Raw genomic sequence first — 25964 nt, 5'->3', positions numbered from 1 at the left:
CTTAATGAAGCCTTGCCACAGCGGGCTGGCGCGGGCCTCAGCCTGACAGCAGCCCCTGCTGACCCAGGGCTTCGGCCAGTTCGCCCGGACCGGTCCACAGCCGGGTGTATCCGGCCTCTCCGAGACGGGTCAGTTCAGCCACCAGATCCGCACGCGGTGACGCCGCGAACCGGCCGTCGAAGCCCTTGCCGTCCGCGCTGATGCGCACCATCGGACGGCCGGTTTCAAGGCGGTGCAGAAAGCCTTCGCACAGCACGCGCGCTTCCTCGCCCAGCAGTCCGGTCTCGACGACCAGCCCTGCCTGCCGCAACCGCTCGGTGCCCCGTCCGGACGCGAACGGCGACGGATCAAGACAGGCGACGACGACCCGCGCCACCCCCGCCGCCGCCAGAAAATGGGCGCAGGACGCCCGACCCGACGAGCGGGCCCCGCACGGCTCCAGCGTCACATAGGCCGTCGCCCCCTCAACCTCAGGGCCTGCCGCCGGCACGGCCTGCTCCTCGGCATGGGGACGCCCCCCGGGCGAGGTGGCGGCCTCCGACAGAACCGTCCCGTCCTTGACGATGACGCACCCGACCGCCGGATTGGGCCAGGTCTCGCCCATCCGGGCCAGCGCCAGGTCGATCGCCCGGCGCATGAAAACGGTGTCGGTGCGGGCGTCGCTCATGCGACCGCCGGGAGCGCCTCGGCCCGCCCCTTGTCCAGATAACGGGCGGCGGTCGGTTTCAGCGCGGCATCCAGATCGATCTCCAGCGGATTGCCGGTGGGGATCTCGACCCCGACGATGCGGTCATCCGGCACGTCGAACAGGTGTTTGACGATCGCCCGCAGAGAGTTGCCGTGGGCTGCAATCAGGACATCCTCGCCCGCCATCAGGCGAGGCGCGATGGCCGCATTCCAGTAGGGCAGGACGCGATCCAGAGTGGTCTTCAGACTTTCCGTGTCAGGAATATCCTGCCCCGCGTACCGGGCGTCGCCGTGGAAATCCCATTCCGAGCCCCGCTCCATCGGCGGCGGCGGAATATCATAGCTGCGGCGCCAGACCTTGACCTGGTCCTCGCCGTGGATGCGCGCGGTTTCGGCCTTGTCCAGCCCGGTCAGCCCCCCATAGTGGCGCTCGTTCAGCCGCCAGTCCTCGATCACCGGAACGTCCGTCAGCCCGGCCGACTGCAGCGCCAGCGCGCCCGTACGCTTGGCCCGGGTCAGGACCGAGGTGAACATGACCGCCGGCCTGAAGCCCTCGGCGGCGATCAGTTCGCCGCCGCGTCGCGCCTGCGCCTCGCCCTCGGCCGTCAGGTCGACATCGACCCAGCCGGTGAAACGGTTTTCCAGATTCCACTGGCTCTGGCCGTGGCGGAGCAGGATCAGACGGGGCATGGCGATCTCCGGAAATCAGCCCTCTGGCCTAGGGCGACCGCGGGCAGGGGTCAACCGCCCGCCACCCAGAGGCGAATATGGATCAAGGGGGCTCGGGGCGCCGTCCATCGCCTCGGCGACCGTCGTTTCGGCGTCTGTTGTGGCCCTGTCATCGCACGTCTATAGGATGTCGCCATGTCGGATCGGCTTTTTCTCGTCATGGCGGCGCTCGCTGCAATCCTTATGACATCGCTCGCCCTGGTCTGGCCCCAACCCTTCTGAAATCTCTGGACATCTTCATGCTCAAGCCCCGCCAGGATCTCACGCCGAACTCGGCGGAGTTCGAGAATGTTCCCTTCGTCAAGCCGACCGGCTTCCGCGAATATGATGCGCGCTGGATCCTCGACAAGGAGATCAACCTGCTGGGCATCCAGGCCCTGGGGCTGGGGCTGGCCACCTATGTGCACGAGGTCGGCGTCAAGCCGCGCATCGTCGTGGGCCATGACTACCGCTCCTATTCGCTGATGGTGAAACAGGCCCTGATCCTGGGCCTGCTGGAAGGCGGGATGGAGGTTCTGGACATCGGCCTGGCCCTGTCGCCGATGGCCTATTTCGGCCAGTTCGCCCTGGAGGCGCCCTGCGTGGCCATGGTCACCGCCTCGCACAACGAAAACGGCTGGACCGGCGTGAAGATGGGCGCCAATCCGCCCGTGACCTTCGGGCCCGACGAAATGACGCGGCTGAAGGCCATCGTCCTCGGCGGCGAGGGCGTGGCGCGCCCCGGCGGTCGTCTGGAGCGGGTCGAGAATTTCCGTGAGACATACCTCAAGGAAGTGGTGGGCGACATCAGGCTGAGTCGCCCACTGAAGGTCATCGCCGCCTGCGGCAACGGCACGGCCGGCGCCTTTGCCCCCGACGCCCTGCGCATGATGGGCGCGGAGGTGATCGAGATGGACTGCGACCTCGACTACACCTTCCCCAAATACAATCCGAACCCGGAAGATCACGAAATGCTGGTCTCGATGGCCGAACGGCTGCGCGAGACCGGCGCCGATCTGGCCCTCGGCTTCGATGGCGACGGCGACCGTTGCGGCGTGGTCGACAACACCGGCGAGGAGATCTTCGCCGACAAGATCGGCCTGTTGCTGGCCCGCGACCTGTCGGCCCTTTACCCGGACGCCACCTTCGTCGTCGATGTGAAGTCGACCGGCCTGTACAAGACCGACGAGGTGCTGAAGGCCAATGGCGCCACCACCGTCTACTGGAAGACCGGCCACTCCTACATCAAGCGCAAGACCGCCGAACTGGGCGCCCTTGCCGGGTTCGAGAAGTCGGGCCACTTCTTCCTGGCGAACCCGATCGGCCGCGGATACGACGACGGCCTGGTCGCCGCCGCCGCCGTGCTGCAGATGATGGACCGCAATCCGGGCAAGGCTCTGTCTGAACTCAAGACGGCCCTTCCGGACGCCTGGACCAGCCTGACCATGTCGCCCCATTGCGGGGACGAGGTCAAATACGGGGTGCTGGAAAAGATCGTCGCCGAATACGAAAAACTGGCGGCCGAAGGCGGTTCGATTCTGGGACGCAAGATCGTCGAGGTCATCACGGTCAACGGCGCGCGCGTCCATCTGGAAGACGGCTCCTGGGTTCTGGTCCGCGCCTCGTCGAACAAGCCGGAGCTGGTCGTGGTGGTCGAATCCATGCGCTCTGCGGACGATATGCGCGCCCTGTTCCGCGAGGAGGTCAAGCCCCGCCTTGCGGCCCACCCCGAGGTCGGCGCCTACAACCAGGAAATCTGACCCGGCGGCCTCCTCCACGCCGCATCGCGCCGGGGAGGAGGCCGTTTGACCCGGCGGTCGAGCTGGCCCAAGGTCTGGCCTGTGACCCCTTGCCTTCCTGTGCTCATTGTCGGCGGCGGCTTCTCCGGCGCCATGCTGGCTGCGCGGCTGGCGGAGCAGGGACAGGCTTCGGTCCTCATCGACCGCACCGGCGATTTCGGCCTCGGCGTCGCCTATTCCACGCCGTTCGAGGGCCATCTGCTGAACGTCCGCTCGGCGCGGATGAGCGCCGTCAAGAGCCGGCCGGGCGATTTCGTCGACTGGCTTGTGACGCACCGGCCCGATCTGGCCGACCCCGACGACTTCGCCCCCCGCCGCGTCTACGGCCAGTATGTCCGCGACCGGCTGGCGACGGTCGAGGCCGCCTGTCCCGGCCTGATTGAGACGTGCATCGGCGAGGTGGGGTTCATCGGGGCGGACGGGGTGATTCTGGTCGACGGCGCCCGGATCAACGGCCGCGCCGTGGTGCTGGCCACCGGCAATCCGGCCCCCGCCGCGACGTCGGGCCAGGACGGCGGCCGCATCATCTCCAATCCCTGGGCCCCGGGCGCGCTGGAGGAGATCGGACCAGACGACGCGGTTCTGATCGTCGGCACGGGCCTGACCATGGTCGACATGCTCCAGCTGCTGGTCGCGCGCGGTTGGCGCGGGCGGGCGACGGCCCTGTCCCGTCGCGGCCTGACGCCCCGCGCCCACGGCGACCAGCCGGACGCCCCGGCGGCCCTGCCCCCGGATGCGCTGGCCGGCCCCGTGTCGAAACGGCTGGCCGCCGTTCGGGCGCTGGTCCGGGAGGGACGGTGGCGCGAGGTGATGGAGGCCTATCGACCGATCACCGCCCGGCTCTGGGCGGAGACTGGCATAGCGGAGCGGGCGCGGATGGTCCGCCACCTGCGCCCGTGGTGGGACGTGCACCGCCACCGGATCGCGCCGCGCATCGCCCGGGCGCTGGAGGCCCTGTCCGGCGAGGGCCGTCTGACGGTGGTCGCGGGGCGGCTGGGGCGGGTGACGCAGACGGCTGACGGCGTCACGGCCTGCTGGACGCCGCGCGGCGGCGGATCGGCCGGTCCCCTGCGCGCCGACTGGCTGATCGACTGCACCGGCCCGGCCCATTCGGCCGCGACCGACCCGCTGACCGCTCCGCTGATCGCCTCGGGCCGCGCCCGGATGGACCCGCTTGGCCTCGGGCTGGACCTCGATACGGACGGACGCGTTCTGCATACGGATGGTGTGGCGGACACCGCCCTGTTCGTCCTCGGCCCGCCCGCCCGCGCCGCTTTCTGGGAGACCATCGCCGTGCCGGATATCCGCCGACGGATCGAGGATGTGGCGATTGCGCTGACGCCGTCCTAGTCCGCCGGGCCGTCGGTCGCGTCAGCCCCGGGAGGGTCGGCTTCGGGCGAGGCGCTGGTGATCTCGCCGACCAGCGTCACCCCTTAGACGGCCAGGGCGCGCGCCAGCCGTTCCTTGCGTTCGAATTCCCGCTCTGCGTTCAGAATGGCGGTCTTGCGTTCGCTTTCGATCATGATCTCCGGATATCCCTCCTGCTCAAAGATCAGCAAGCGTGGCCGGAACCCCGCGCCGCATGATGCGCTGTTTCGCCCATGCCCGATCTCTTGCCGCCCGATTTCAGGAACCCGGCCATCCTCCTAGCTGGCGACGTCGATTACGCGATGTACGAGCGTTTTCGCGGCCAGTTGGCCGAGGCCCCGGCCGAGGGGTTGATCGTCATCGAACTGACGACGCTGGGGGGCGACCCCGAAGTGGCGCGGATGATGGGAGAGGACGTTCGTTTCCGGTCGGAGCAGGAACCCCTGCGGCGGTTCGTCTTCCTGGGCAAGACGGCGGTCTATTCGGCCGGCGTGACCTTCATGGGCTTTTTCACGCGAGAGAACCGTTATCTGACACGCGGCACGCGGCTGATGATCCACGAGCGCAAGATGGACAAGACGCTGCACGTGGTCGGCCCGCTGACGTCCAGTCTCGCCTCTGTACAGGCGCTCGTTCACGAGATTGAGCAATCGATCCTGATCCAGAACGAGGGCTTCGAGACCCTGATCGCCGGATCGTCGGTGACGCTGGACCACCTGCTGCAGAGGGCGCCCTCGAACTGGTACGTCGAGGCCCGCGAGGCGGCCGAACTCGGCCTGGTCCAGGCCGTGCTCTGATCCCTACCCCGCCGCCTTGACCGCCCCGGCCACGTCCTCGACCACCCGTTTGACCAGGGCCGCGTCGTCGCCCTCGGCCATGACGCGGATCAGTTTTTCGGTGCCGGACGGGCGGACCAGCAGGCGGCCGGTTCCGTCCAGCGCCGCCTCGGCCTCGGCCATGGCGGCCTTGACCGTCGCATCGGCCAGGGGGGCGGCGGAGGTGAAGCGGACATTCTTGAGCAACTGGGGCACAGGGTCGAACTGGCGGGCCAGTTCGCTCATCGGCTTGCCGGTGTCGACCAGCACGGCCAGCACCTGCAGCGCCGCCATCAGGCCGTCGCCGGTCGTGGCGAAGTCGTGCAGGATGATGTGGCCCGACTGTTCGCCGCCGATATTGAAGCCGCCCTCGCGCATCCGCTCCATGACGTAGCGGTCGCCGACCTTCGTCCGCTCCAGCGAAAGGCCTTCGGCCCTGAGCCGACGCTCCAGCCCCAGGTTGGACATCACCGTGGCCACCACCCCGCCGCCGTTCAGCCGGCCGCGCTTGTGGAAATCCAGCCCGATCAGGGCCATCAGCTGGTCGCCGTCGACCACCCGCCCGGTCTCGTCGCAGACGATCAGCCGGTCGGCGTCCCCGTCCAGGGCGATGCCTATGTCGGCCCGGTAGCGTTTCACCGCCGCCGACAGGGTTTCGGGATGGGTCGAGCCGCAATCGGCGTTGATATTGGTCCCGTTCGGCTCCACGCCGACAGGGAAGACCTCGGCCCCCAGCTCATAGAGGGTGGTCGGAGCGACCTTGTAGCCGGCGCCATTGGCGCAATCGATGGCGACGCGCAGCCCCTTGAGACTGAGACGTTTGGGGAAGGCCTGTTTGGCGATCTCGATATAGCGGGGCGGGGCGTCGTCGATCCGCTTGACCCGGCCCAGACGATTGGACGGGGCCAGACCCTCATCCAGGTCTGCGTCCATCATCGCCTCGATCTTCAGCTCCAGCTCGTCGGACAGCTTGTAGCCGTCGGGGCCGAACAGCTTGATGCCGTTGTCGGCATAGTCGTTATGGCTGGCCGAGATCATGACGCCCAGGTCGGCGCGCATCGACCGGGTCATCATCGCCACGCCCGGCGTCGGCAGGGGGCCGAAGGTGCGCACGTCCATCCCGACCGAGGCGAAGCCCGCCACCAGCGCCGGTTCGATCATATAGCCGCTCAGCCGCGTGTCCTTGCCGATCACCACCAGATGGCGTCGGTCGTCGCCGGTGTTGAACAGCCGGCCCGCCGCCAGCCCGACGCGCAGGGCCACCTCGGCCGTCATCGGATAGGCGTTGGCCCGGCCGCGAATGCCGTCGGTGCCGAAATATTTGCGCTCGCCCATGGCCGCTCCCGTCGTTCCCAGGCTCCGACATAGGGCGGAAATCTTGAGAAACCGCTTTTTAGGTGTCGCCGGACTAAACCCTACCTAGAACACGCGGATCGAGGCGTCACCCCGGAGGGGTCGTTCGGTCCTTCCCACTCGCGTCAGGAGCTTCCCATGTGCGGCATCATCGGCATCGTCGGGGTGAAACCTGTCGCGGACCGTCTGGTCGAAAGCCTGAAGCGGCTGGAATACCGGGGCTATGACAGCGCCGGCATCGCCGCCCGCGTCCCCGGCGGCCTCGACCGCCGTCGCGCCCCCGGCAAGCTGCGCGAGCTGGAAAAGGTGCTGGAGGCCGATCCGCTGGTCGCCACCGTCGGCATCGGCCACACCCGCTGGGCCACCCACGGCGCCCCCACCAAGCGCAACGCCCACCCGCACATCGCCGGGCGTGCAGCCGTGGTTCACAACGGCATCATCGAGAATTTCGCCGAGCTGAAGGCCGAGCTGATCGCCGCCGGCCGGGTTTTCTCGTCCGACACCGATTCGGAGGTTGTGGCCCATCTGCTCGATTCGAACCTGGCCGACGGACTGGCCCCGCTGGACGCCTTCCGCGCCACCCTCGACCGGCTGTCGGGCGCCTATGCCCTGTGCGTTCTGGTCGACGGCCCGGAAGAGATCATCCTGGCCGCGCGCAACGGCCCGCCCCTGGCGGTGGGCTATGGCGAGGGCGAGATGTTCATCGGCTCGGACGGCCTGGCGCTGGGCCCCTTCACCAACCGCGTCGCCTATCTGAACGACGGCGACCACGTCATCGCCAACCACGCCGGGGCCCAGGTGTTCGACGCCACGGGCGCCGAGGTGAAGCGCCCCATCACCATCGTGCCCGCCTCGGCCGTCCTGATGGAGAAGGGCAATTATCGCCACTTCATGGAGAAGGAGATCCACGACCAGCCCGAGGGGTGCCAGCGCACCATCGCGGCCTATGTGGACACGTTGACGGACCGCACCCGGGTCGAGGGCGTGGACTTCGCCGCCATCGACCGCATCCAGATCGTCGCCTGCGGCACCTCCTGGATCGCCGGCATGATCGGCCGCTACCTGATCGAACAACTGGCCGACCTGCCGGTGGACGTCGAGATCGCCTCGGAGTTCCGCTACCGCCGGCCGGCCCTGCGGCCCAACACCCTGGCCATCGCCATGAGCCAGTCGGGCGAGACCGCCGACACCCTGGCCGCCTTCCGCCACTGCGCCCAGGCCGGGATGAAGACCGCCGCCGTGGTCAACGCCACAGAATCGACCATCGCCCGCGAGGCCGATGTGGTCTGGCCGATCCATTGCGGTCCGGAGATCGGCGTGGCCTCAACCAAGGCCTTCACCGCCCAGGTCTCGGTCATGATCGCCCTGGCCGTGGCCGCCGCCCGGGCGCGCGGCCGCATCGACGAGGCCGAGGAGATGCGGCTGGTCCGCGTGTTGCTGGAAGCGCCGCGACTGATCGCCGAGGCCATCGGTCTGGAAGGCGCCATCAAGGAGATCGCCGCCGAGATCGCCAAGGCTCGCGACGTCCTCTATCTCGGCCGCGGCCCGATGTCGGCCCTCGCCCTGGAAGGCGCGCTCAAGCTGAAGGAAATCAGCTATATCCATGCCGAGGGCTATGCCGCCGGCGAGTTGAAGCACGGCCCTATCGCCCTGGTCGACGAGGCCACGCCCGTCATCATCCTGGCCCCGTTCGACGCCTGGTTCGAGAAGTCCGCCTCCAATATGAGCGAGGTCATGGCCCGGGGCGGCCAGGTGGTCTTCATCACCGATCCGGAAGGCGCCAAACACGCCCCGGAAGGCGCGCGGGTCGTGGTCACAGCGCCCGCCTCGGACCCTCTGATCTCGACGCTCGTGATGTCCGCGCCCATACAGTTGCTGGCCTATCATGTGGCGGTGCTGAAGGGCGCCGACGTGGACCAGCCGCGCAACCTCGCCAAGTCCGTCACGGTGGAATAGGGGCAACCCGATACGGCAAAGGACGTTTGGAGCCCGGGCGGATTGCGCCTAAAGACAGGCGACAAAGGTCGTCCAGGATTCCGAATGCCCCTCATGCCCGCCCGCCTCCGCAAGGCCGTCCTGCCCGTCGCCGGCCTGGGAACCCGCGTCCTGCCGGGCACCAAGACCACGCCCAAGGAACTGCTGAACGTCGTCGACCGGCCGATCCTGTCGTACATCGTCGAGGAGGCCCGCGAGGCCGGGATCGAGCATATCGTCTTCGTCACCGGCCGTTCGAAAGAGGCCATCGAGGACTATTTCGACCACCAGATCGAGCTGGAGGCCCAGTTGCTCGCCAAGGGCAAGCTCGACATCCTCGAAATGATGAACGCCGAGCTCGCCCGCCCCGGCGAAATGAGCTTCACCCGCCAGATGCAGCCCCAGGGGCTGGGACACGCCGTCTGGTGCGCCCGCGACATCATCGGCCATGAACCCTTCGCCGTGATCCTGCCTGACGTCATCGTCGACGCCCCCCAGGGCGCGCTGAAACAGCTGGCCGCCGTCTATGCCGAGACCGGCGGCAACATCATCGGCGTCGAGTCCGTCCCTGATGACCAGACCCACAAATACGGCATCGTCGATCCGGTCAGCCGGGACGGCAATCGCATCGCGATGAAGGGGATGGTCGAGAAGCCGGCCCCCGGCACGGCGCCCTCCACCCTGTCGATCTCGGGCCGTTACATCCTGCAGCCGGAGATCTTCGACCTCCTCGCCACCCAGGGGCGCGGCGCCGGCAATGAGATCCAGCTGACCGACGCCATGGCCCGGCTGATGGCCGACCAGAGCTTCACCGCAGTCGAATATGAGGGCGTCACCCACGACTGCGGCGACAAGATCGGCCTGTTGCGGGCCAATGTCGCCCTGGCCCTGAAACGCCCCGACCTCGGGGCCGCCGCCCGCACGGCGATTTCAGCCCTGCTCTGAGCGCATCTCCCGCCTGAGGGAGGCCCAATGAGCGTCGCCTTATTCCCGCTCTTGCATCGCAGGGCCTGAGGCCGTTTAAGCGCGCGCAAACGCGACAACACCGCTCCCCGAGGTTCCCCATGTCCAATGCCGCCGACAAGCCCGTCAAGAAGGTCGTCCTCGCCTATTCCGGCGGGCTGGACACCTCGATCATCCTGAAGTGGCTGCAGACCGAATATAACGCCGAGGTGGTCACCTTCACAGCCGACCTGGGCCAGGGCGAGGAGCTTGGCCCGGCGCGCGAGAAGGCGCTGAAACTGGGCATCAAGCCCGAGAACATCTTCATCGACGACCTGCGCGAGGAGTTCGTGCGCGACTTCGTCTTCCCGATGTTCCGCGCCAACGCCCAATATGAAGGCGACTATCTGCTGGGCACCTCCATCGCCCGCCCGCTGATCTCCAAGCGCCAGATCGAGATCGCCCGTCAGGTCGGCGCCGACGCCGTCTGTCACGGCGCGACCGGCAAGGGCAACGACCAGGTCCGGTTCGAGCTGGGCTATTACGCCCTGGAGCCCGACATCCGCGTCATCGCTCCCTGGCGCGAGTGGGAGTTCCGCAGCCGCGAGGCCCTGCTGGACTTCGCCGAGAAGAACCAGATCCCGATCGCCAAGGACAAGCGCGGCGAGGCGCCGTTCAGCGTCGACGCCAACCTTCTGCACTCGTCGTCCGAGGGCAAGGTGCTGGAAGACCCTGCGGTCGAGGCCCCCGAGTTCGTTCACCAGCGCACTATTTCGCCCGAGGACGCGCCGGATGTGGCGACGGTCATCGAGATCGGTTTCGAGAAGGGCGACGCCATCTCGATCAACGGCGAGGCCATGAGCCCCGCCACGATCCTGACCGCCCTGAACCAGTACGGCCACGACAACGGCATCGGCCGTCTGGACCTGGTCGAGAACCGTTTCGTCGGCATGAAGTCGCGCGGCGTCTATGAGACCCCGGGCGGGACCATCCTGATCGCGGCCCACCGCGGCATCGAGAGCATCACCCTGGACGGCGGCTCCATGCACCTGAAGGACCAGCTGATGCCGAAATACGCCGAGCTGATCTACAACGGCTTCTGGTTCTCGCCCGAGCGCGAGATGCTTCAGGCCGCCATCGACCATTCGCAGGCCAAGGTCACGGGGACGGTCAAGGTCAAGCTCTACAAGGGCAATGTCTCGGTCATCGGCCGCGAGAGCCCCTACAGCCTCTACGACCAGGACCTGGTCACCTTCGAGGAAGGCGTCCAGGCCTATGACCACAAGGACGCCGCCGGCTTCATCAAGCTGAACGCCCTGCGCCTGCGGGTGCTGGCGAAACGGGACGCGCGGGAGAGCTGACCTGCACCCGGGCTGTGAAACACCGATCACGCGCATGTGACGGCGGGGCGATGTGCGACCGGTGTTTTATCTGCAAGTGTCGCCGATACTATTTGCAGAAGGGTTCGACATGCGCCTCCTGATCCTCGCCTCCGCCCTGGTCCTGGCCACTCCGGCCGCAGCTCTTTCGGCCGATGGAACATTCCTTTCCGGCGGTTTCGGCCAGCCGGCGGCGAGCGCCGAAGTCGGTTTCGCGGACGCCACCCGGGCGTTCAGCGCCGAGGTGGACCTCATGAACAGCGAGTTGCAAAACGCCTTCTCGGAACGCCAGAGACAGAGGGTCATCGCCCGCTTCAAGCCCCGGGTTGACGCCTATGCCGAGCTGGTCGCCCAAAAGGCCGTCGCCGAGGGGCAGGCCGCCTTGGCTGAGCGCCTGTCGTCTCGTGTCCGCGCCCTGCCCGAAACCCTGGCCGAGCAGGCCCGCAACGCGCAGCTGGTCCGGGAAACCGCCAGCGTCCGCTCGAGCAGTCGCGCCTTCGTGAACCACCAGAACTCGGCTCGCCCGCAATAGTCCTGACCTTCGTATCTCTTCCCCCCAGACGGAAACGCTGAAGCCGCGCGTCCAGCCCCGGCGACGTGCTCCAGCCCGTCTCAAGGTGCGGCGCGCGCGATCCTGAGGATTGCCGCCGCCCGGTCGTCGGCCACCCAGATCGATCCGTCCGGCGCCACCGCCATGCCGACCGGCGAGCCTTGCGGGCGGCGGCCCGACGCTGCGTTCCAGCCGGGCGTCAGGATGCGGGCGCGCGGGGCGGGCGCCTCGGCCGGATAGGGCATGGAGCCGCGTGGATAGATGGCGTAGCGGGCGCGGACATCGGTCAACGGCGCCCCCTGCCCGTCGGTCTCGATGGCGGCGATGCGTCCGGCGGCGCGACGGTGGCCGTGCCAGGTCATCAGCATCCGCCCCCGCAGCTCCGGGAACATGGGCCCGTCATAGTAGAGCATGTCCAGAGGCGCGGCATGGGGCGGCAGCAGGGAGACCGGCGATTGCCGTCGGCCGCACCGGGCCTCGGCCGCCGTCCAGCCCGCCATCGCCGTCGCCCTGTCGGTGCAATACGGCCAGCCATAGTCGGCGCCGGGCGTCAGCCGGTTGATCTCGTCGAACGGCCGTTCGGGCGTGTTCAGGTCGACCGAATTCTCGCCTTGGTAGATTGCGCCCGACCGGTGGCGGACCATGGCCACCGAGTTGCGCAGACCCGTGGCGTACGGCGTCCATTCGCGGCTCCACCGGCCGTTCCCGAGATAGGGATAGCGGCGGACCATGGCCTGTTCCGCCCGCTCGGCGCACTGACCGCGCGCGTTGCGATTGGGCCGCCCCCGCGCATCCAGACAGCGGTCCGACGGCGCCCCGACATTGACCAGCAGGGCCCCGTCCCCGTCGAAGACGAAGGCCGACAGGGGGTGGCGATTCTCGTGCAGCCGGTTGTCAGGCAGCCCCTCGACCACCGCCGTCGCCGCGTTCGGCCGGTCAGGGTCCAGCACGAAGATCCGGCTCATCTCGGCGACATAGATCCGCCCGTCCGGTCCGCGCGCCATCGTGTGCGGCATCGACAGGCCGGAGACCATCCGGGTCCAGCCGACCGCGCCGTCCGCCCCGATCCGCATCCGCCAGATCGCCCCGCGCCCGGCGTCCCAGCTGCCAAGATCGGCGACCAGCCAGTCGGTGTCCGACAGGGCCAGAAGGGTGCGCGGCATGCGCGGCCCCTCGGTCCCCGCCCTCTGCCAGACCCGGCCCGTACAGTATCCGGCGGCCATCTCGACCTGGACGCGCGGCCGCCCGCCGCACTCGCCCTGGACGGCATAGGGGCGCGCGCCGGGCTGGGCCGAAACCGGGGCGGCGAACAATCCGCCGGTCAGGGCGACAAGGGCGAAAACACGGCGCATGGCTGGACGATAGACCGGGGTCCGCACGCTGCACAGGGTCGTCCGCCCGGCCCCTTACCGCGATTTCACTTGAGCAGCGGGGCGGTTGGGGAGACGTTTCGCGCGCCCCTTCCGGAGAGATCGTCATGATCCGCGTCGCCAGCCTCGCCGCCGCCTTCGCCCTGCTGCCGTTCTCGGCGACCCTGGCCCAGACGCCCGTTCATGCCCCCGCCCCGGCTCAGGCCCCCGCCCCGCCCCAGGCTCCGGCCGCCGCTGAAGCCGCGTTCGAGGCGTCGATCGAGGCGTCCATGGCGGCCGCCGCCGCCGCCTTTGAGGCGCGGATGGAGGGCTTCGGCAAGCGGGCAGAGGCCATCGCCGAAGCGCAAGGCCTGACCGAGGCCCAGCGCGAAAGCCGCATGGCCGCCCTGTGGAGCGAGTACCAGCCGGAAGTCGCCGTCTTCACCGCCGCCATCGCCCAGCACGCCGGCTCTATCGCCGCCGCCGCCCTGGCCGACGTCGACGTCGACATCGACCTGAAAACCATCGTTGACGAGGCCCTGACCAGCCCGGAGGTGCAGCAGGCCATGGTCGGGGCCCAGGGCATGGCCGCCAACGGCGCCTGGGCCCAGGCCGATCCGGAACAGATGGTCACCTATGGTCTGATGGCCCAGTACGGACTGGATCAGGCCCTGGACGCGGTCGAGGCTGACGCCGAGGCCGAGGCGGCGGACGCGGACCAGCCCCCGGCCCCTCCCGCTCCCTGATCACCCTGCCGGTCTTGACCTGAACCCCGGCGCAGCCGAAACGCCGCGCCATGCCGTCCCTGCCCGTCGATCCCCATCTGTACCTCGCCTTTCTCGGCGTCATGGCGGTGATGGCGGTGACGCCCGGCCCGGCCAATCTCTTCGCCGTCGCGACGGGGATGGAGCGCGGCAAGCGGGCGGCGATGGCCGCCATGGTCGGGATGAACGCCGCCACCCTGGTCTGGTTCGCCGCGGCGGCCCTGGGCCTTGGCGCCCTCGTCATCGCCTTTCCACAGGTCTTCCGATGGGTAACCGTAGGCGGGGCCCTCTATGTCGCCTGGCTGGGCCTCAAGGCCCTGTTCGGCGCCGTTCGCCACCCGGACCAACCGAAGCCAGCCGATGCAGCGGCGGGACCGGGGGCCGGAACCAGCGCCATCGGCAGCGGCTTCATGGTCCAGATCGCCAATCCCAAGGCCATCCTGTTCTTCACCGCCGTCCTGCCCCCCTTCCTGGATGTACAGCGCCCGGTCGCGCCGCAACTGGCCCTGTTCGCCATCGCCACCATCGGCATGGATGTGCTGTCGATGAGCGCCTATGGCCTTGGCGGCGCCGCCCTGGCCCGCCGGATGTCGCAACCCCGGTTCCGGCGCGGTTTCGGCATCGCCGTGGGCGCCATGTTGCTGCTTGCATCCGTGCTGATCGTCTCCAGATTATAGGGACTTGGGTTGAGACCTGCGGCGGCCGGGGGCGGTCCTTGTTCAGGTCCCGTTCAGCCCGAAAGCGCCATGCTGGCGCAAAGGAGACTACCATGATCCACAAAGCCTCAAGAGGCCGGGCCGCCAGGGCCGTGTTGATCGCCGCCGCAGCCGCCGTAACCCTGTCGGCCTGTGCGACACAGGCCATCTATCGCCCCGTCGGCGTCGACGGCGCCCGGACTGGCTATGCCGAGCAACGGATTGACGCGGACCGCTTCCGGGTCAGTTTCCAGGGCAATTCCCTCACGTCGCGTGAGCGGGTTGAGACCGGACTGTTGTTGCGCGCCGCCGAACTGACGCGCGACAGCGGCTATGACTGGTTCGCCACCACCAACCGCGCCACCGATGTGGACACTCGCTACCGCGTCGATCGCGATCCTTTCGGCTATTCGCCCTTTTCGCCCTATTCGCGCTACTGGGGCCCGTCGTGGCGCTTCTACAACCGCGGCTACTGGGGTCCGTGGAACGACCCCTTCTGGGGTCCGCGCGATTTCGACCTTCGCCAGACCGAACGGTTCGAGGCCACGGCCGAGATCATTATGGGGCGGGGCGTCAAGCCGGCCGGCGATCCCAATGCCTTCACCGCCATGGAGGTGATCCAGAACCTTGGCCCGAGCTTCGCTGCCCCTGCAGCCTGACCGGGTCGCAGCCGGCGTCTGATGGCCCCGAAGCCGCCCCGGATCAGCCGATCCGGGGCGATTTCATGCGGCGCTTGTTGACGTGGCTGGCGGGCGCCGGACCCATCTCCTCGGGCAGTTCGCCCTTGAAATAGAACCTCTGCCAGGCCTCCTTGGCCGCGTCCGGATCGCCTGACGCCAGCCGCGTATTGAAGTCCGTGCGCTGGCGGTTCCAGGCCTCGAACTGGCCCTTCATCACCGGATTGGACTCCAGCGTCCGGATCACCGGCTGGAATTCCTCCGCCTTCTTCTGCTCGACCAGGCTGATGAAACAGAAGGGTTCGCCCTTCTCGAACCGGATCCGGCCCGGCCGGGTGAAGATCCAGTTCATGGTGAAGGGGAAGGGCAGCCAGTCCGTCTCGATCAGCCCGACCAGAGCCTGGATGCCGTCCTTCACATGGTTGGGCGAGCCGGAACATTGCAGCCCCCACCCCGGCGGGGTGCGGAACAGATACTGCGGATGCATGGTCAGGACCCCGCGCGAGAAGTGCGAGGTCACGAAATACTTCAGCTTGGGCTGGGGCCGGTCGGGCGTGATGACGATGTCTTCCTGACGCGGGCCGCCGTTCCACTCGGCCTTGAAGCCGAACGGGCACAGGATTTCCCACCCCGTGGTGTTGGCCATGTTCAGCGGCAGGCAGCGATAGGGGTGGCGGCTGGCGAAGGCGTCCATCCAGTCCCGCGACTGGCGCCCGGGCACCAGATCGCAGGGGGTGTCGTCCATCGGATAGCATTCGAGTTCCAAGGCCGGGCTCCGCAAGGTAACGACTGATCTCTGCCCTCTTCCCTAGCCTCTGAACCGATGACCGCTCAACCTGCCTTTGATCGCGCCCCCTTTGATCGGGACCGCCTGCTGGACTGGATGGCGGACAGGGGGATCGCTCAAACGACGCACGACCACCCGGCGGTGTTCCGCGTCGAGGAGGGGCTGGAGCTCAAGGCCGCCCTGCCCGGCGTCCACACCAAGAACCTGTTCCTCAAGGACGCCAAGGGCCGCCTCTGGCTGATCTCGGCGGCCCAGGACACGGTGATCGACCTGAAGCGGGCGCACGTGCCGATGGGCGCCGGCCGACTGTCGTTCGGCAACGAGACCCTGATGTTCGAGACGCTCGGGGTGCGGCCCGGCTCGGTGACGGCGCTGGGGCTGATCAACGACGCGGACAGCCGCGTCACCTTCGTGCTGGACCACCGCCTGCACGAGGCGGAGATCGTCAACTTTCACCCCCTGACGAACACGGCCACGACAGCCCTGACGCAGGACGCTTTCCGGCGGTTCCTGACCCTGCTGGACCGTGAACCGGTCGTGGTGGATTTCGCCCATTTATGATCCCTCTCCCCGAGGGAGAGGGAGGCCGCGCACGGCGGCGCAGCCGTCGTTCTGGCGCGGCCGGGTGAGGGGTCACGGTTTCAACGACCGGGCGCCGTACCCCCTCACCCTTTCGGCTGGCGCATCGCTAGACTCTGCGAGCCTCAAGCCCTCTCCCGCCGGGAGAGGGACGGCTTAGACCTTCGCCGACACGCTCCGGATCCAGCTGTACAGCGCAAGGGCGATGGCCGCGAAGGCGACGACGCCCAGCAGCATCGCCGGCCAGGCCATGCCGTCCGGGATCAGGCCGAAGGGGGCCTCGTTGCTGGTGGCGACGATGATGCCGGCGTTGAACACCCCGAACAGGCTCTCGCCCACGATCAGGCCCGAGGCCAGCAGCACCCCCATCCGCCGCCCGACATCGGCGAACCGGGTCGACCTGATGGCCCGGTCATACAGCCAGCCCCCGAGGGCGCCGACGACCAGCATCATGGTCACGGCGGCAGGCAGGTAGAAGCCGATGCCGACGGCCAGGGGCGGCAGTTTGATCCGGCCCTTCGAGGTCTTCGACAGGACGATATCGAGGATGATGATCAGCACCCCGATCACGGCGCCGACGGCGATCAGGTCCCAGCGCAGTTCGCCGGAGATCACCCCCCGGGCCAGGGCCGAGATCAGGGTGGCCTGGGGGGCGGCCAGCGGCTCGTCGGCGATGCCCCTGGGTCCGCCCTCGAAGCCGAAGGCGGCGTTCAGCTGGCTGAGAACGAAGGGAATGATCAGGGCGCCGGCGACGACCCCGACCAGCAGGGCGGCCTGTTGCCGCCAGGGCGTGGCCTCGACCAGCTGTCCGGTCTTGAGATCCTGAAGATTGTCATTGGCGATGACGGCGACGGCGAAGACCACCGCCGTGACCATCAGGGCATAGGCGACGAAGGCCGGGTCGGCCGGCACGCCCGTCACAGCCATGACCGCCAGCATCAGCAGCGACGCCACCACAATGGCCAGAATGCCGACGCCCGACACCGGACTGTTGGACGAGCCGATCAGCCCGGCCATATAGCCGCAGATGGCCGCCACGGCGAAGCCGATGACCACCACATAGACCAGACCGCCGATGACGAGCGCCGGGGCGCTGGCCGCAAGGGCCGGCGTCCCCCGGGTGAACAGGGTCAACAGGATCGCGATGCCCACAAGGGCCGCGAGCGACAGCAGACCCACCGTCCGGATCGGGATGTCCTGTTCGGTCAGGTCCAGCACCTGGCCCGAGGCGCGCTTCGCCTGGGCCGCCAGGGCCGAGGTCAGGCCGCCGACCAGCGGACCGATCAGCTTGATCAGGGTCCAGATGGCGGCCACGCCGATCACGCCCGCCCCCATGAACCGGACCTCGTTGCGCCACACGGTGACGGCCAGTTCCTCGGCAGGCGAGCCCTGCAGGGTCGCGCCGAGCGACTGGACGCCGAAGCCCGACAGCCAGCCGACGAAATCGGGCGAGGTCAGCATCGGCACCACCACCAGCCAGGCGATCACCAGACCGAACAGCTGGGCCAGACCCACCGTCAGGCCGATCAGATGGCCGGCGCCCAGCAGGGCGAACTGCAGGCCGAAACCGACGCCCGTCGCGCCTCCGCCCATCAGGGCCGGCAGTTTCAGAAAGGCCGCCGCCTCGGCCGCGAACACCCGCGCCGCCGCCAGCCAGGAATAGGCCGCCGCCACCACGGCGCCGACGACCACGACCCACAGTCCGGCCTTGTTCTCGCGAATCGCCGCCTCGGTCTGGTCGACGCCGGGCGACCCGACCTTCAGCACCTCGGCCGCCGCCACGCCTTCGGGGTAGGGCAGGCCGGCATTCACGACCAGGGCCCGGCGCAACGGGATGGAGAAGGTCACCCCCAGCACCCCGCCGAGGATGCAGATCATCACCGACTCCCAGAACGGGAAGTCCAGCCACCAGCCGACCATGACCAGACCGGGCAGGACGAAGATGATCGAGCTCATGGCCCCGCCGACCGAGGCGACGGTCTGGACGGTCATGTTTTCCCAGATGGTCGACCCCTTGAAGGCCCTGAGGATGGCCATGGAGATGACCGCCGCCGGTATGGCCGAGGCGAAGGTCAGCCCGACCTTCAGGCCCAGATAGGTATTGGCGGCGGTGAAGATCGCGGCCAGGACGCAGCCCAGGATCAGGGCGCGTATGGTCAGCTCCACCCGCTTGGCGGGGCCGGGTTTCGGCGTATCGGTCATCGGGTTCCCTCTCAGGCTGCGGAGGTAAGCCGGAAACAGGCGCCGGGTCCAGCGCCCTGAGGGCGGTCACCCGCTGAAAACCCTGCCGAAAGGGCCGGGCGGAACATGCGGCTCAGAAGACGGGCAGGGTCGATCCACCCCGGACCGTGAGCCGTCGCGTCCGTCGCGCCCGCCCGGCTGCGGGGGTGGTGACCATCAACCGCCAGGCGACGGCGGCGATCAGGCCCGTCAGGCACCAGGACAGGACCACGTCCGACAGGAAATGCCCGCCGAACGCCACCCGGTTCAGCGACAGCATCAGGGCATAGGGCAGCAGTGGCAGGGCGACGAGCGCGCGCCAGGGCGCCGGGACCAGCAGCAGGGCCGTCGCCATCCAGGCCGCCGAGGCGCCCTCGCCCGAGGTGAAGGAACAGTTGTCGGCGCAGGCCTGGCTCAGGGTCCAGGCCGGGGTGAACAGGTCGGTCCCGCCGAAATCGACGACATCGACCGGCCGCGCCCGCCCCCAGAGGGCCTTGAGCACCCCATTGACCAGCAGACCGGGACCGAGGGCGAACACCGCCAGCAGACACAGCGGCCGGCGCACACAGGCCGGCGCCGCGCCTCCGCCACGCAGGGCCGCCGTCAGACCGCTCGCCAGACGGACCAGGACCGCCAGCATCAGCCCCGCCATGACCCATGTCGAGCTTTTGCGCAGGGCGCGCAGGGCCGGATCGGCGGCGGCGACGAAGCCTTCGTCCGGCCGGTGAAAGGCGGCGCTGACCGCCAGATCGATGGCCGGGAACAGCATGAAGACCGCCGACGCCGCCAGGGTCAGGAGGGCCGTCGCGGCCACGGGATCGGTCAGACGCCGGCGCAGGCCCAGACCCTGCAAGGACAGGCGTTCGATGCGCCACTCGATCCGGGGGCGCAGCGGCGTCCCGGTTGAAAACGTCCCGTCCATCCCTTCCCCCCGGAAATTGGCGGCTGGATCGTCCACTGCCCTCGGGCGAACACAGATCGGCGACGAAGTTGCAACGGATCGGTGGAATTACCGCAACGGTTGCAAGGCAGATCATCTGTGACCGGTTCATGTCCGCCCGCGCCTTCGACCCCGCCCCTCTCGCCACCCGACGGCCCGCGCCCTACATGGGACCATGCCCGAACTTCCCGAGGTCGAAACCGTCCGGCGCGGCCTGGAGCCCGTGCTGACCGGCGCGCGCCTGACGCGGGTGCGCCAGAACCGGCCCGACCTGCGCTTTCCCTTTCCCGAGCGCTTCGTCGAGCGACTGGAGGGGGCGGTGGTCGAACGCATCGACCGCCGCGCCAAATATCTGCTGATGCGGCTGTCGACCGGCGAGACCTGGGTAACGCACTTGGGCATGACCGGCCGATTTACCGTCGATGGCGAACAACTCGGCGAGTTCGAGGAGGCGGCCCCCATCGCCGGCAAGCATGAGCATATGAGCCTGTGCGCTGTGCGTGATGGGCGCGCCACGCGCGTGGGCTACGCCGACGCCCGTCGCTTCGGCTTCATGGGGCTGATCCCGACCGACGCGGTCGAGGCCCATCCGTGGTTCGCGGATCTGGGTCCAGAGCCGCTCGGCAACGGCTTTTCCGGCGTCCATCTGGCCGAGGCCTGGGCCGGGAAGAAGCAGAATGTGAAGGTCAGCCTGCTGGACCAGAGGACCGTCGCGGGTCTGGGCAATATCTATGTCTGCGAGGCCCTGTACCGCGCCCGCATCTCGCCCCTGATCGCGGCGGGCAAGGTCACGAAGCCGAGGCTGGAGACCCTGGCCTCGGTCGTGCGCGACGTGCTGAACGACGCCATCGCGGCGGGCGGCTCGACCCTGCGCGACTTCGCCAACGCCGAGGGTGGGCAGGGCTATTTCCAGCACCGCTTCGACGTCTATGGCCGCGAGGGGCAACCGTGTCTCGGCGAGGGCTGCACTGGCGTCGTCAAACGCATCGTCCAGGGCGGCCGCTCGACCTTCTATTGCCCGGGGTGTCAGAAACGATGAAGGCGTGCCGCATGGTTAGGGGTTAGCGACTTCCCGACTCCCAATCGCTAATCACCACTCACTAATCACTCGTCACCCTCGCCACTCGCCACTCGCCACTCGCCACTCGCCACTCAAAGAATGACCGACCACCGCATCATCCTGTTTCGCGGCATGAACACCGGCGGCGTCCGCGCACCCGTCGGCGAGCAGCGCGCAATGGCAGAGGCCATGGGGTTGAAGAACCCGCGCACACTCGCGGCGAGCGGCAATCTGGTGGTCGAGACCGGCATGGCGAGCGCCGCGCTGGAAACGGCCATCGAGCAGGAGATGGAGAAACGCTTCGGCCTGAAGATCGCCGCCATGGCCCGCACGCCCACAGAATGGTCCCGATTGATCGCCGCCAACCCCTTCCCGACGGAGGCCGCCGCCCATCCGGCGAAGGTCGTCGCCATGGTCATGAAGGCCGGGATCAATCCCGGCGCCCTGAACGCCTGCCGCGACCTCGCCTCGGGCGGCGAGGCGGTCGAAGCCATCACGCTCGAGAGCGAGGGCGATGTCCTCTATTTCTGGTTCCCCAACGGCCAGGGCGACAGCGGCATCTTCAAGAAGGCGACCCCGAAAGTGCTGGGTATGGGCACAGGCCGCAACTGGAACACGGTGCTGAAGCTGGGCGAGATGGCAGGGGTCGGTTGAATTAATGTCGACCCAAATCGACTTGATGTAAAAAATACTGGACATAACGTCCAGTGAATGCGACACGACGGTGTCGTTCAACGCCGCCGGGCCTGCATCATGACCTTTCGCGAGAAACATCTCTGGATCAGCATCGTCGCCACCGTCGGCGTCTGGGGCTGGTATTTCTGGTTCGTGATCCGGCGTCTGCTGGACGGACAGTTGGGCGACGATCACTTCACCGGCGATCTCGGCATGGCCTTCGCGGCCTGTCTGGTCATTGTGGTCGTGATCGAGGTGGTGCTGACCTTCATCGCCACGGTCACGACGCCGAAGATCCAGCGCAAGACGCGGGACGAGCGCGAAATCCTCGCCTCACTCAAGGCCAGCCATGTGGCCCTGATGGGGCTGATCGCCCTGGTCATGAGCGTCGCCATCGTCGCGTATTTCGCCGGGCTGATCGACGACAACCTGGTCGGCGGTCGCGACGTCTTCCACGTCAGCGGCAATCTGATGGTGCTGCTGGCCAATGTGCTGCTGGCCTGTGTGGTGCTGGCCGAACTGCTCCGCGCCGCCGTCACCCTGGTCCTGCTGCGGGGGCTGCGCTGATGGGGGCCGATAGGAAGACAGGCGGGTTCGGCGGATGCATTCTCTACGCGATCCGCGCCCTGACCGGCGCGGGGCTCGGCCTTGGACTGATCGTGTCGCTGGCCCTGAGCCTTAATCTCGGGCAGGCGGGCTGCCGACTGATCCTCGACGACAGCCCCCTGCCCGCGCGTCTGGAGCGGGTCTGATGGCGCCACCGAAGGCCTTCGGGCTGGGCAAGGCCCCGCCGCCGATCAGAAATCGCATCCGCGAACTGCGTTTCCACGCCGGAGAGATGACCCAGGCGGCGCTGGCGGAGAAGATCGGCATGACGCGCCAGACCATCGTCGCCATCGAGCAGGGCAAATATTCCCCCAGTCTCGAGGCCGCCTTCCGCATCGCCGTCGTCTTCGGCGTCGAGATCGGCGAGGTGTTCCAGTGGGAGGGGTGACTTCTACCCCCCGCCATACCCGCCGATGATCGGCAGGATCTCGCCGGTGATGAAGCTCGACATCTGGGGCGAGGCGAGGAAGACATAGGCGGGAGCGATCTCCTCGGGCTGGGCCGGGCGTTTCATCACGGTGTCAGCGCCGAACTGCGCGACGTCCGGGGCCGACTTGTCGGCGGGGTTGAGCGGGGTCCAGACCGGGCCGGGCGCCACCACATTCACCCGGATGCCGCGCGGCGCCAGATGGGTCCCCAGCGCCCGGGCGAAGGCGTGGATGCCGCCCTTGGTCATCGAATAGTCGAGCAGGGCCTTGCTGCCCATGATGCCGGTGACCGAGCCGGTCATGACGATGGCGCCGCCGGACTTCATATGCGGCACGGCCGCCTGGGTCAGGTTGAAGTAACCATAGAGGTTGGTCTTCAGCGTCCGGTCGAAATGGTCATAGCTGATGTCCTCGAACGCCTCGACATGCTCCTGAAACGCAGCGTTAGGCACGACGACGTCGATCCGGCCGAAGGCCTTCAGCGTCTCGGCCACGGCCATCTTCGAGAACTCGGGATCGGCGACGTCGCCCTTCAGCACGATGGCGCGGCGGCCCTCCGCCTCGACGGCCCTGCGGGTGTCCTCCGCGTCATTGTCCTCGTCCAGATGACAGATGGCGACGTCGCAGCCCTCGCGCGCGAACAGCACCGCCACCGACCGGCCGATGCCGGAATCCGCGCCGGTGATCAGGGCCGCCAACCCCTCCAGCTTGCCGGACCCCTTCCAGAAGGGGGCGTCGTACATCGGGGCGGGGTCAAGCGCCGCCTCGTCGCCGGGTTTTGTCTGGTGCTGTTGCGGAAACGGCGGTTCGGGATAGGTCCGTGCGCCCGCCTGAACGGCGCCGCCTTGCCCGCCATCGTCGCCGGACGCGGCGTCCTTGCGGTCGATGGGGGCCTGGATATCGCGCTGGTCGTCGGCGACGGCCTCGGCGGCGCGGCTGAATCGGTCGTCCATGGGGCGGGCTCCGGAATAGAGGGGGTCTCCCTGCAAAAACCGCGAGCCCCGCCGTCGTTCCGTATGGCGGAGCCTGTGTCCGCCCCGGCTCAGTCCATCTGGCTCAGTCCGCCCGGGCTCAATCCATCTGGCTCAGTCCATCCGGCTCAGGATCATGCGCAGGGTCTCAGCCCTGGACGGCAGGTCGGCCGAGAGGCGCGAGGCGATTTCGCGCGCACCGACCGGATAGGCGTCACCGCCCTCGGCAATGGCCTTCGCCGCCGCCGCTGTCTGGACCAGCAGCCGGTCCAGGGCCTCGACCTCCTCCACCGCCAGGGCCCGGGCCTCGGCCTGCAATCGCCTGACCCGGTCCGCCGTGGTCTCGGGCGCCCGCATCAGGTCATAGACGGCGCTGGATCCGGATATGGGGGCGGCTGGAGGAGTCGCCGCCTCCGACGCCGGAACGGGCGGGACGAGATGCAGATCGGGTTTCTTGGTCGAGCGTGCCATGGGGCCTCCTTCCCAAGCCAATGCCGTTCACCTGTCGCCGTTCCGTCAAAGGGCGACGGCGTCTGTGGATAGGCTGCGGCTGTGTTCCCCCTGCATCAGTGGGGATGCTGCCGCACGGATCAAAGGCCGGCGTCCGCCGCCTCCAGCGCCGCCCCGGCCTCGTCCGGCGTGTCGTTGAGGACCTGACCGGGCCGGCGCGGCCTGACATAGGGTTCGGGCGTCGGGGTCACGGCATTGCCGCGCATCAGGCTGCGTCCCGCCTGAAGCCCCCCCGTCAGCTGCAGGGTCAACCGCTCCTCGTCGCGACGCCGCACATCCTCGATCGTCTCGGCCGCCTGATCGGCGTCGACGCCCAGATCCTTGAGCACATGGTCGGCGAAGGCGAGGGCGGACTCAAAGGTCTCGCGGATCTGGAATTCGACCCCGGCCTCGATCAGCCGCAGCGAATGGCCCCGGTCGAAGGCCCGCACGAAAAGCTTGGTCAGGGGAAACTCGGACCGCACCAGTTCCACGATCCGGTCGGCCGCCTCGGGCTTGTCGACGCAGACCAGGATGGTCTCGGCCGTCGCCGCCCCCGAGGCCCGCAGCACGTCCAGCCGGGTGGCGTCGCCATAATAGACCTTGAAGCCGAAATTGGCGGCGGCCTGGACCATCTCCACATCGTTGTCGACGATGGAGACGTCGATGTCGCGGGCCAGCAGGGGCTGGGACACGACCTGGGCGAAACGGCCGAAGCCGAGAATCAGCACCCTTTCGCGCAGCCCCTCGGGCCGTTCGACCCCGTCCAGCCCCTCCACCGACACCACCTCGGGCTTCAGCAGGAACCGCCGCACCACCAGGGTCACCAGCGGCGTCAGCACCATGGACAGGATGACGATGGCCGACAGGACGGCGGCGGTGCGGGGATCGAACAGTCCCGCCGCCGTCGCCCCGGCATAGAGGACGAAGGCGAACTCGCCCCCTTGCGCAAACAGGGAGGCCCGCTCCAGCGCCTCGCGATGGCCCGAGCGGAACAGGCGGGCGATGGCATAGATGCCGATCCCCTTGACCGCCATGAACAGCAGCACCCCGCCGATCACCCACCGCCATTCGGCCATGACCACCGACAGGTTCAGCGACATGCCGACACTGAGGAAGAACAGGCCCAGAAGCAGCGACCGGAACGGGTCGACGTCGGCCTCCAGCTGGTGCCGGAAGCTGGAATCCGACAGCAGGACCCCGGCCAGAAACGCCCCCATGGCCATCGACAGGCCGCCGAGGGCCATGGCCTGGGCGGCCCCGAACACGACCAGCAGGGCGGCGCCCAGCATGACCTCGCGTCCGCCGTACTTGGCCAGCAGGCCAAAGGCCGGGTTGATCGCGAACCGGCCGGCGAGGAAGACTCCGGCGATGGCGGCGACGGCGAGGGCGATGGTCTGCCACAGGGGCGGCCCGTCCGCCGCCGAGCCCAGGGCCGACCCCATCACCGCGACGATGGCCAGAAGCGGCACGATGGCGAGGTCTTCCAGCAGCAGGACGGAGACCGCCCGCTGTCCGGACGGAGTATTGATCTCGTTCCTCTCGTCCAGCATCTGCATGATGACGGCCGTGGACGAGAGGACAAAGCCCATGGCCCCGACGAAGGCGATCGGCGCCGCAACGCCGAAACTCATCGCCGCCGCCGTCAGCAACAGGCCGCAGGCGATCACCTGGGCCGCGCCGAGGCCGAAGATCTCCTTCCTCAGCCCCCACAGCTTGGCCGGCCGCATCTCCAGCCCGATGATGAACAGGAACAGCACCACGCCCAGTTCGGCGACGTGCAATATGGCCTCGGCGTTCTGGATCAGGCCGAAGCCGAAGGGGCCGATGGCCAGACCGGCGGCCAGATAGCCCAGTACGGCGCCCAGCCCCAGCCGTTTGAACAGCGGCACCGCCAGCACCCCGGCCGCCAGCAGCACGACCCCGTGCCCCAGATTCATCGCGCCTGCCGCGTCCGCCATGCCGTCACCGCCCCGTGCCGTCCCGTGTCGAGTTGCGATAGTGGGGGCTGCCGTTCGCATTTGCGAGCCCGAGCCGATGGATTGCGCGCGCCACGGTCCACACACATCCGGCCCTGTCCGGATTTGTCGCCCTCTCGCCACAGTTCCGCCGAACACGACCCCGCCAATGGCCTTAACGACATCGCCGG

The 25964-nt window shown here is 68.3% G+C and carries 26 protein-coding genes; 16 read left to right on the top strand and 10 right to left on the bottom strand.

Annotated features, from left to right (window positions below; genetic code table 11):
* Positions 1-37: 37 nt before the first annotated feature.
* Together ACW17W_RS03380 and ACW17W_RS03375 are read right to left on the bottom strand one after the other, a co-directional pair.
* Positions 38-667: a bifunctional diaminohydroxyphosphoribosylaminopyrimidine deaminase/5-amino-6-(5-phosphoribosylamino)uracil reductase RibD gene (locus tag ACW17W_RS03380; RefSeq protein WP_492079339.1), complete on the bottom strand. Its 630-nt coding sequence runs from the start codon at positions 665-667 to the stop codon at positions 38-40.
* Entirely contained in the window at positions 664-1377 is a 714-nt protein-coding gene (locus ACW17W_RS03375) for a 2,3-bisphosphoglycerate-dependent phosphoglycerate mutase (RefSeq protein WP_492079338.1), read from the bottom strand. The genes ACW17W_RS03380 and ACW17W_RS03375 overlap by 4 nt, the downstream gene beginning before the upstream one ends.
* Before the next feature lie 278 nt (positions 1378-1655).
* Between ACW17W_RS03375 and ACW17W_RS03370 the strand changes: the two genes are divergently transcribed.
* From ACW17W_RS03370 to ACW17W_RS03360, 3 genes are all read left to right on the top strand, one after another.
* Complete coding sequence (locus ACW17W_RS03370; protein WP_492079337.1) at positions 1656-3155, top strand: phosphomannomutase/phosphoglucomutase; 1500 nt, start codon at positions 1656-1658, stop codon at positions 3153-3155.
* Positions 3156-3236: 81 nt separating this feature from the next.
* Positions 3237-4544, top strand: a complete 1308-nt coding sequence (locus tag ACW17W_RS03365) for an FAD/NAD(P)-binding protein (RefSeq protein WP_492079336.1) — start codon at positions 3237-3239, stop codon at positions 4542-4544.
* A 251-nt stretch (positions 4545-4795) separates the two neighbouring features.
* A complete protein-coding gene (locus ACW17W_RS03360; RefSeq protein WP_492079335.1) occupies positions 4796-5359 on the top strand; it encodes a peptidase S14 in 564 nt (187 codons plus the stop codon).
* A gap of 3 nt (positions 5360-5362) precedes the next feature.
* On the opposite strand, the gene glmM is transcribed toward ACW17W_RS03360, so the two are convergent.
* Positions 5363-6712 (bottom strand): phosphoglucosamine mutase, encoded by a 1350-nt coding sequence (gene glmM, locus ACW17W_RS03355; protein WP_492079334.1) that lies wholly within the window; start codon positions 6710-6712, stop codon positions 5363-5365.
* 156 nt (positions 6713-6868) lie between these two features.
* Here glmM and glmS point away from each other — a divergent pair, with 156 nt between their 5' ends.
* From glmS to ACW17W_RS03335, 4 genes are all read left to right on the top strand, one after another.
* A complete protein-coding gene (gene glmS / locus ACW17W_RS03350; protein WP_492079333.1) occupies positions 6869-8686 on the top strand; it encodes a glutamine--fructose-6-phosphate transaminase (isomerizing) in 1818 nt (605 codons plus the stop codon).
* An 84-nt stretch (positions 8687-8770) separates the two neighbouring features.
* Positions 8771-9649, top strand: a complete 879-nt coding sequence (locus ACW17W_RS03345) for a UTP--glucose-1-phosphate uridylyltransferase (protein WP_492079332.1) — start codon at positions 8771-8773, stop codon at positions 9647-9649.
* 119 nt (positions 9650-9768) lie between these two features.
* A complete protein-coding gene (locus ACW17W_RS03340; RefSeq protein ID WP_492079331.1) occupies positions 9769-11007 on the top strand; it encodes an argininosuccinate synthase in 1239 nt (412 codons plus the stop codon).
* Positions 11008-11116: 109 nt separating this feature from the next.
* Positions 11117-11557, top strand: coding sequence for a hypothetical protein (locus ACW17W_RS03335; protein WP_492079330.1), 441 nt, complete (start codon positions 11117-11119; stop codon positions 11555-11557).
* 80 nt (positions 11558-11637) lie between these two features.
* On the opposite strand, the gene ACW17W_RS03330 is transcribed toward ACW17W_RS03335, so the two are convergent.
* Complete coding sequence (locus ACW17W_RS03330; RefSeq protein WP_492079329.1) at positions 11638-12927, bottom strand: PQQ-dependent sugar dehydrogenase; 1290 nt, start codon at positions 12925-12927, stop codon at positions 11638-11640.
* A gap of 125 nt (positions 12928-13052) precedes the next feature.
* Between ACW17W_RS03330 and ACW17W_RS03325 the strand changes: the two genes are divergently transcribed.
* From ACW17W_RS03325 to ACW17W_RS03315, 3 genes are all read left to right on the top strand, one after another.
* Entirely contained in the window at positions 13053-13670 is a 618-nt protein-coding gene (locus tag ACW17W_RS03325) for a hypothetical protein (RefSeq protein ID WP_492079328.1), read from the top strand.
* A gap of 50 nt (positions 13671-13720) precedes the next feature.
* Positions 13721-14365: a LysE family translocator gene (locus tag ACW17W_RS03320; protein ID WP_492079327.1), complete on the top strand. Its 645-nt coding sequence runs from the start codon at positions 13721-13723 to the stop codon at positions 14363-14365.
* 92 nt (positions 14366-14457) lie between these two features.
* The gene (locus ACW17W_RS03315) at positions 14458-15042 is read left to right on the top strand and encodes a CC0125/CC1285 family lipoprotein (protein ID WP_492079326.1); all 585 of its coding nucleotides are present in this window, start codon (positions 14458-14460) and stop codon (positions 15040-15042) included.
* Between the two features lie 43 nt (positions 15043-15085).
* On the opposite strand, the gene ACW17W_RS03310 is transcribed toward ACW17W_RS03315, so the two are convergent.
* Complete coding sequence (locus tag ACW17W_RS03310) at positions 15086-15826, bottom strand: DUF6065 family protein (protein WP_492079325.1); 741 nt, start codon at positions 15824-15826, stop codon at positions 15086-15088.
* Between the two features lie 57 nt (positions 15827-15883).
* Between ACW17W_RS03310 and ACW17W_RS03305 the strand changes: the two genes are divergently transcribed.
* A complete protein-coding gene (locus ACW17W_RS03305; RefSeq protein WP_492079324.1) occupies positions 15884-16408 on the top strand; it encodes a prolyl-tRNA synthetase associated domain-containing protein in 525 nt (174 codons plus the stop codon).
* Between the two features lie 174 nt (positions 16409-16582).
* Here ACW17W_RS03305 and ACW17W_RS03300 read toward each other — a convergent pair whose 3' ends face one another.
* Positions 16583-18628, bottom strand: a complete 2046-nt coding sequence (locus ACW17W_RS03300; protein ID WP_492079323.1) for an OPT family oligopeptide transporter — start codon at positions 18626-18628, stop codon at positions 16583-16585.
* A gap of 112 nt (positions 18629-18740) precedes the next feature.
* On the bottom strand, positions 18741-19568 hold the full coding sequence (locus ACW17W_RS03295) for a phosphatase PAP2 family protein (RefSeq protein ID WP_492079322.1): 828 nt from the start codon (positions 19566-19568) through the stop codon (positions 18741-18743).
* Positions 19569-19761: 193 nt separating this feature from the next.
* Between ACW17W_RS03295 and mutM the strand changes: the two genes are divergently transcribed.
* The 5 genes from mutM (at position 19762) to ACW17W_RS03270 (ending at position 22315) form a co-directional block, all read left to right on the top strand.
* Positions 19762-20625 (top strand): bifunctional DNA-formamidopyrimidine glycosylase/DNA-(apurinic or apyrimidinic site) lyase, encoded by an 864-nt coding sequence (gene mutM, locus ACW17W_RS03290; protein WP_492079321.1) that lies wholly within the window; start codon positions 19762-19764, stop codon positions 20623-20625.
* A 120-nt stretch (positions 20626-20745) separates the two neighbouring features.
* Positions 20746-21300 carry a DUF1697 domain-containing protein gene (locus ACW17W_RS03285; protein ID WP_492079320.1) on the top strand — a complete coding sequence of 185 codons (555 nt, stop codon included), beginning with the start codon at positions 20746-20748 and terminating at the stop codon, positions 21298-21300.
* Positions 21301-21399: 99 nt separating this feature from the next.
* Positions 21400-21888, top strand: coding sequence for a hypothetical protein (locus ACW17W_RS03280; protein ID WP_492079319.1), 489 nt, complete (start codon positions 21400-21402; stop codon positions 21886-21888).
* Positions 21888-22073, top strand: a complete 186-nt coding sequence (locus ACW17W_RS03275) for a hypothetical protein (RefSeq protein WP_492079318.1) — start codon at positions 21888-21890, stop codon at positions 22071-22073. Before ACW17W_RS03280 ends, ACW17W_RS03275 begins: the two co-directional genes overlap by 1 nt.
* Positions 22073-22315 (top strand): helix-turn-helix transcriptional regulator, encoded by a 243-nt coding sequence (locus tag ACW17W_RS03270; RefSeq protein WP_492079317.1) that lies wholly within the window; start codon positions 22073-22075, stop codon positions 22313-22315. The genes ACW17W_RS03275 and ACW17W_RS03270 overlap by 1 nt, the downstream gene beginning before the upstream one ends.
* Positions 22316-22318: 3 nt before the next feature.
* On the opposite strand, the gene ACW17W_RS03265 is transcribed toward ACW17W_RS03270, so the two are convergent.
* The 3 genes from ACW17W_RS03265 to ACW17W_RS03255 form a co-directional block, all read right to left on the bottom strand.
* Positions 22319-23308 (bottom strand): SDR family oxidoreductase, encoded by a 990-nt coding sequence (locus tag ACW17W_RS03265; protein WP_492079316.1) that lies wholly within the window; start codon positions 23306-23308, stop codon positions 22319-22321.
* Between the two features lie 132 nt (positions 23309-23440).
* Entirely contained in the window at positions 23441-23797 is a 357-nt protein-coding gene (locus ACW17W_RS03260; protein ID WP_492079315.1) for a hypothetical protein, read from the bottom strand.
* Positions 23798-23916: 119 nt separating this feature from the next.
* The gene (locus ACW17W_RS03255; RefSeq protein WP_492079314.1) at positions 23917-25776 is read right to left on the bottom strand and encodes a monovalent cation:proton antiporter-2 (CPA2) family protein; all 1860 of its coding nucleotides are present in this window, start codon (positions 25774-25776) and stop codon (positions 23917-23919) included.
* Between the last annotated feature and the right edge of the window lie 188 nt (positions 25777-25964).

The organism is Brevundimonas sp. FV1ye29L, from assembly GCF_058681095.1.
This window is presented reverse-complemented; position numbering and strand designations above follow the sequence as displayed.

Bases quoted from the DNA above. Each gene is read 5' to 3' on its own strand.
- ACW17W_RS03380 (WP_492079339.1), bottom strand. From the start codon at position 667: ATGAGCGACGCCCGCACCGACACCGTTTTCATGCGCCGGGCGATCGAC.
- ACW17W_RS03375 (WP_492079338.1), bottom strand. From the start codon at position 1,377: ATGCCCCGTCTGATCCTGCTCCGCCACGGCCAGAGCCAGTGGAATCTG.
- ACW17W_RS03370 (WP_492079337.1), top strand. From the start codon at position 1,656: ATGCTCAAGCCCCGCCAGGATCTCACGCCGAACTCGGCGGAGTTCGAG.
- ACW17W_RS03360 (WP_492079335.1), top strand. From the start codon at position 4,796: ATGCCCGATCTCTTGCCGCCCGATTTCAGGAACCCGGCCATCCTCCTA.
- glmM (WP_492079334.1), bottom strand. From the start codon at position 6,712: ATGGGCGAGCGCAAATATTTCGGCACCGACGGCATTCGCGGCCGGGCC.
- glmS (WP_492079333.1), top strand. From the start codon at position 6,869: ATGTGCGGCATCATCGGCATCGTCGGGGTGAAACCTGTCGCGGACCGT.
- ACW17W_RS03345 (WP_492079332.1), top strand. From the start codon at position 8,771: ATGCCCCTCATGCCCGCCCGCCTCCGCAAGGCCGTCCTGCCCGTCGCC.
- ACW17W_RS03340 (WP_492079331.1), top strand. From the start codon at position 9,769: ATGTCCAATGCCGCCGACAAGCCCGTCAAGAAGGTCGTCCTCGCCTAT.
- ACW17W_RS03335 (WP_492079330.1), top strand. From the start codon at position 11,117: ATGCGCCTCCTGATCCTCGCCTCCGCCCTGGTCCTGGCCACTCCGGCC.
- ACW17W_RS03330 (WP_492079329.1), bottom strand. From the start codon at position 12,927: ATGCGCCGTGTTTTCGCCCTTGTCGCCCTGACCGGCGGATTGTTCGCC.
- ACW17W_RS03325 (WP_492079328.1), top strand. From the start codon at position 13,053: ATGATCCGCGTCGCCAGCCTCGCCGCCGCCTTCGCCCTGCTGCCGTTC.
- ACW17W_RS03320 (WP_492079327.1), top strand. From the start codon at position 13,721: ATGCCGTCCCTGCCCGTCGATCCCCATCTGTACCTCGCCTTTCTCGGC.
- ACW17W_RS03315 (WP_492079326.1), top strand. From the start codon at position 14,458: ATGATCCACAAAGCCTCAAGAGGCCGGGCCGCCAGGGCCGTGTTGATC.
- ACW17W_RS03305 (WP_492079324.1), top strand. From the start codon at position 15,884: ATGACCGCTCAACCTGCCTTTGATCGCGCCCCCTTTGATCGGGACCGC.
- ACW17W_RS03300 (WP_492079323.1), bottom strand. From the start codon at position 18,628: ATGACCGATACGCCGAAACCCGGCCCCGCCAAGCGGGTGGAGCTGACC.
- ACW17W_RS03295 (WP_492079322.1), bottom strand. From the start codon at position 19,568: ATGGACGGGACGTTTTCAACCGGGACGCCGCTGCGCCCCCGGATCGAG.
- mutM (WP_492079321.1), top strand. From the start codon at position 19,762: ATGCCCGAACTTCCCGAGGTCGAAACCGTCCGGCGCGGCCTGGAGCCC.
- ACW17W_RS03285 (WP_492079320.1), top strand. From the start codon at position 20,746: ATGACCGACCACCGCATCATCCTGTTTCGCGGCATGAACACCGGCGGC.
- ACW17W_RS03280 (WP_492079319.1), top strand. From the start codon at position 21,400: ATGACCTTTCGCGAGAAACATCTCTGGATCAGCATCGTCGCCACCGTC.
- ACW17W_RS03275 (WP_492079318.1), top strand. From the start codon at position 21,888: ATGGGGGCCGATAGGAAGACAGGCGGGTTCGGCGGATGCATTCTCTAC.
- ACW17W_RS03270 (WP_492079317.1), top strand. From the start codon at position 22,073: ATGGCGCCACCGAAGGCCTTCGGGCTGGGCAAGGCCCCGCCGCCGATC.
- ACW17W_RS03265 (WP_492079316.1), bottom strand. From the start codon at position 23,308: ATGGACGACCGATTCAGCCGCGCCGCCGAGGCCGTCGCCGACGACCAG.
- ACW17W_RS03260 (WP_492079315.1), bottom strand. From the start codon at position 23,797: ATGGCACGCTCGACCAAGAAACCCGATCTGCATCTCGTCCCGCCCGTT.
- ACW17W_RS03255 (WP_492079314.1), bottom strand. From the start codon at position 25,776: ATGGCGGACGCGGCAGGCGCGATGAATCTGGGGCACGGGGTCGTGCTG.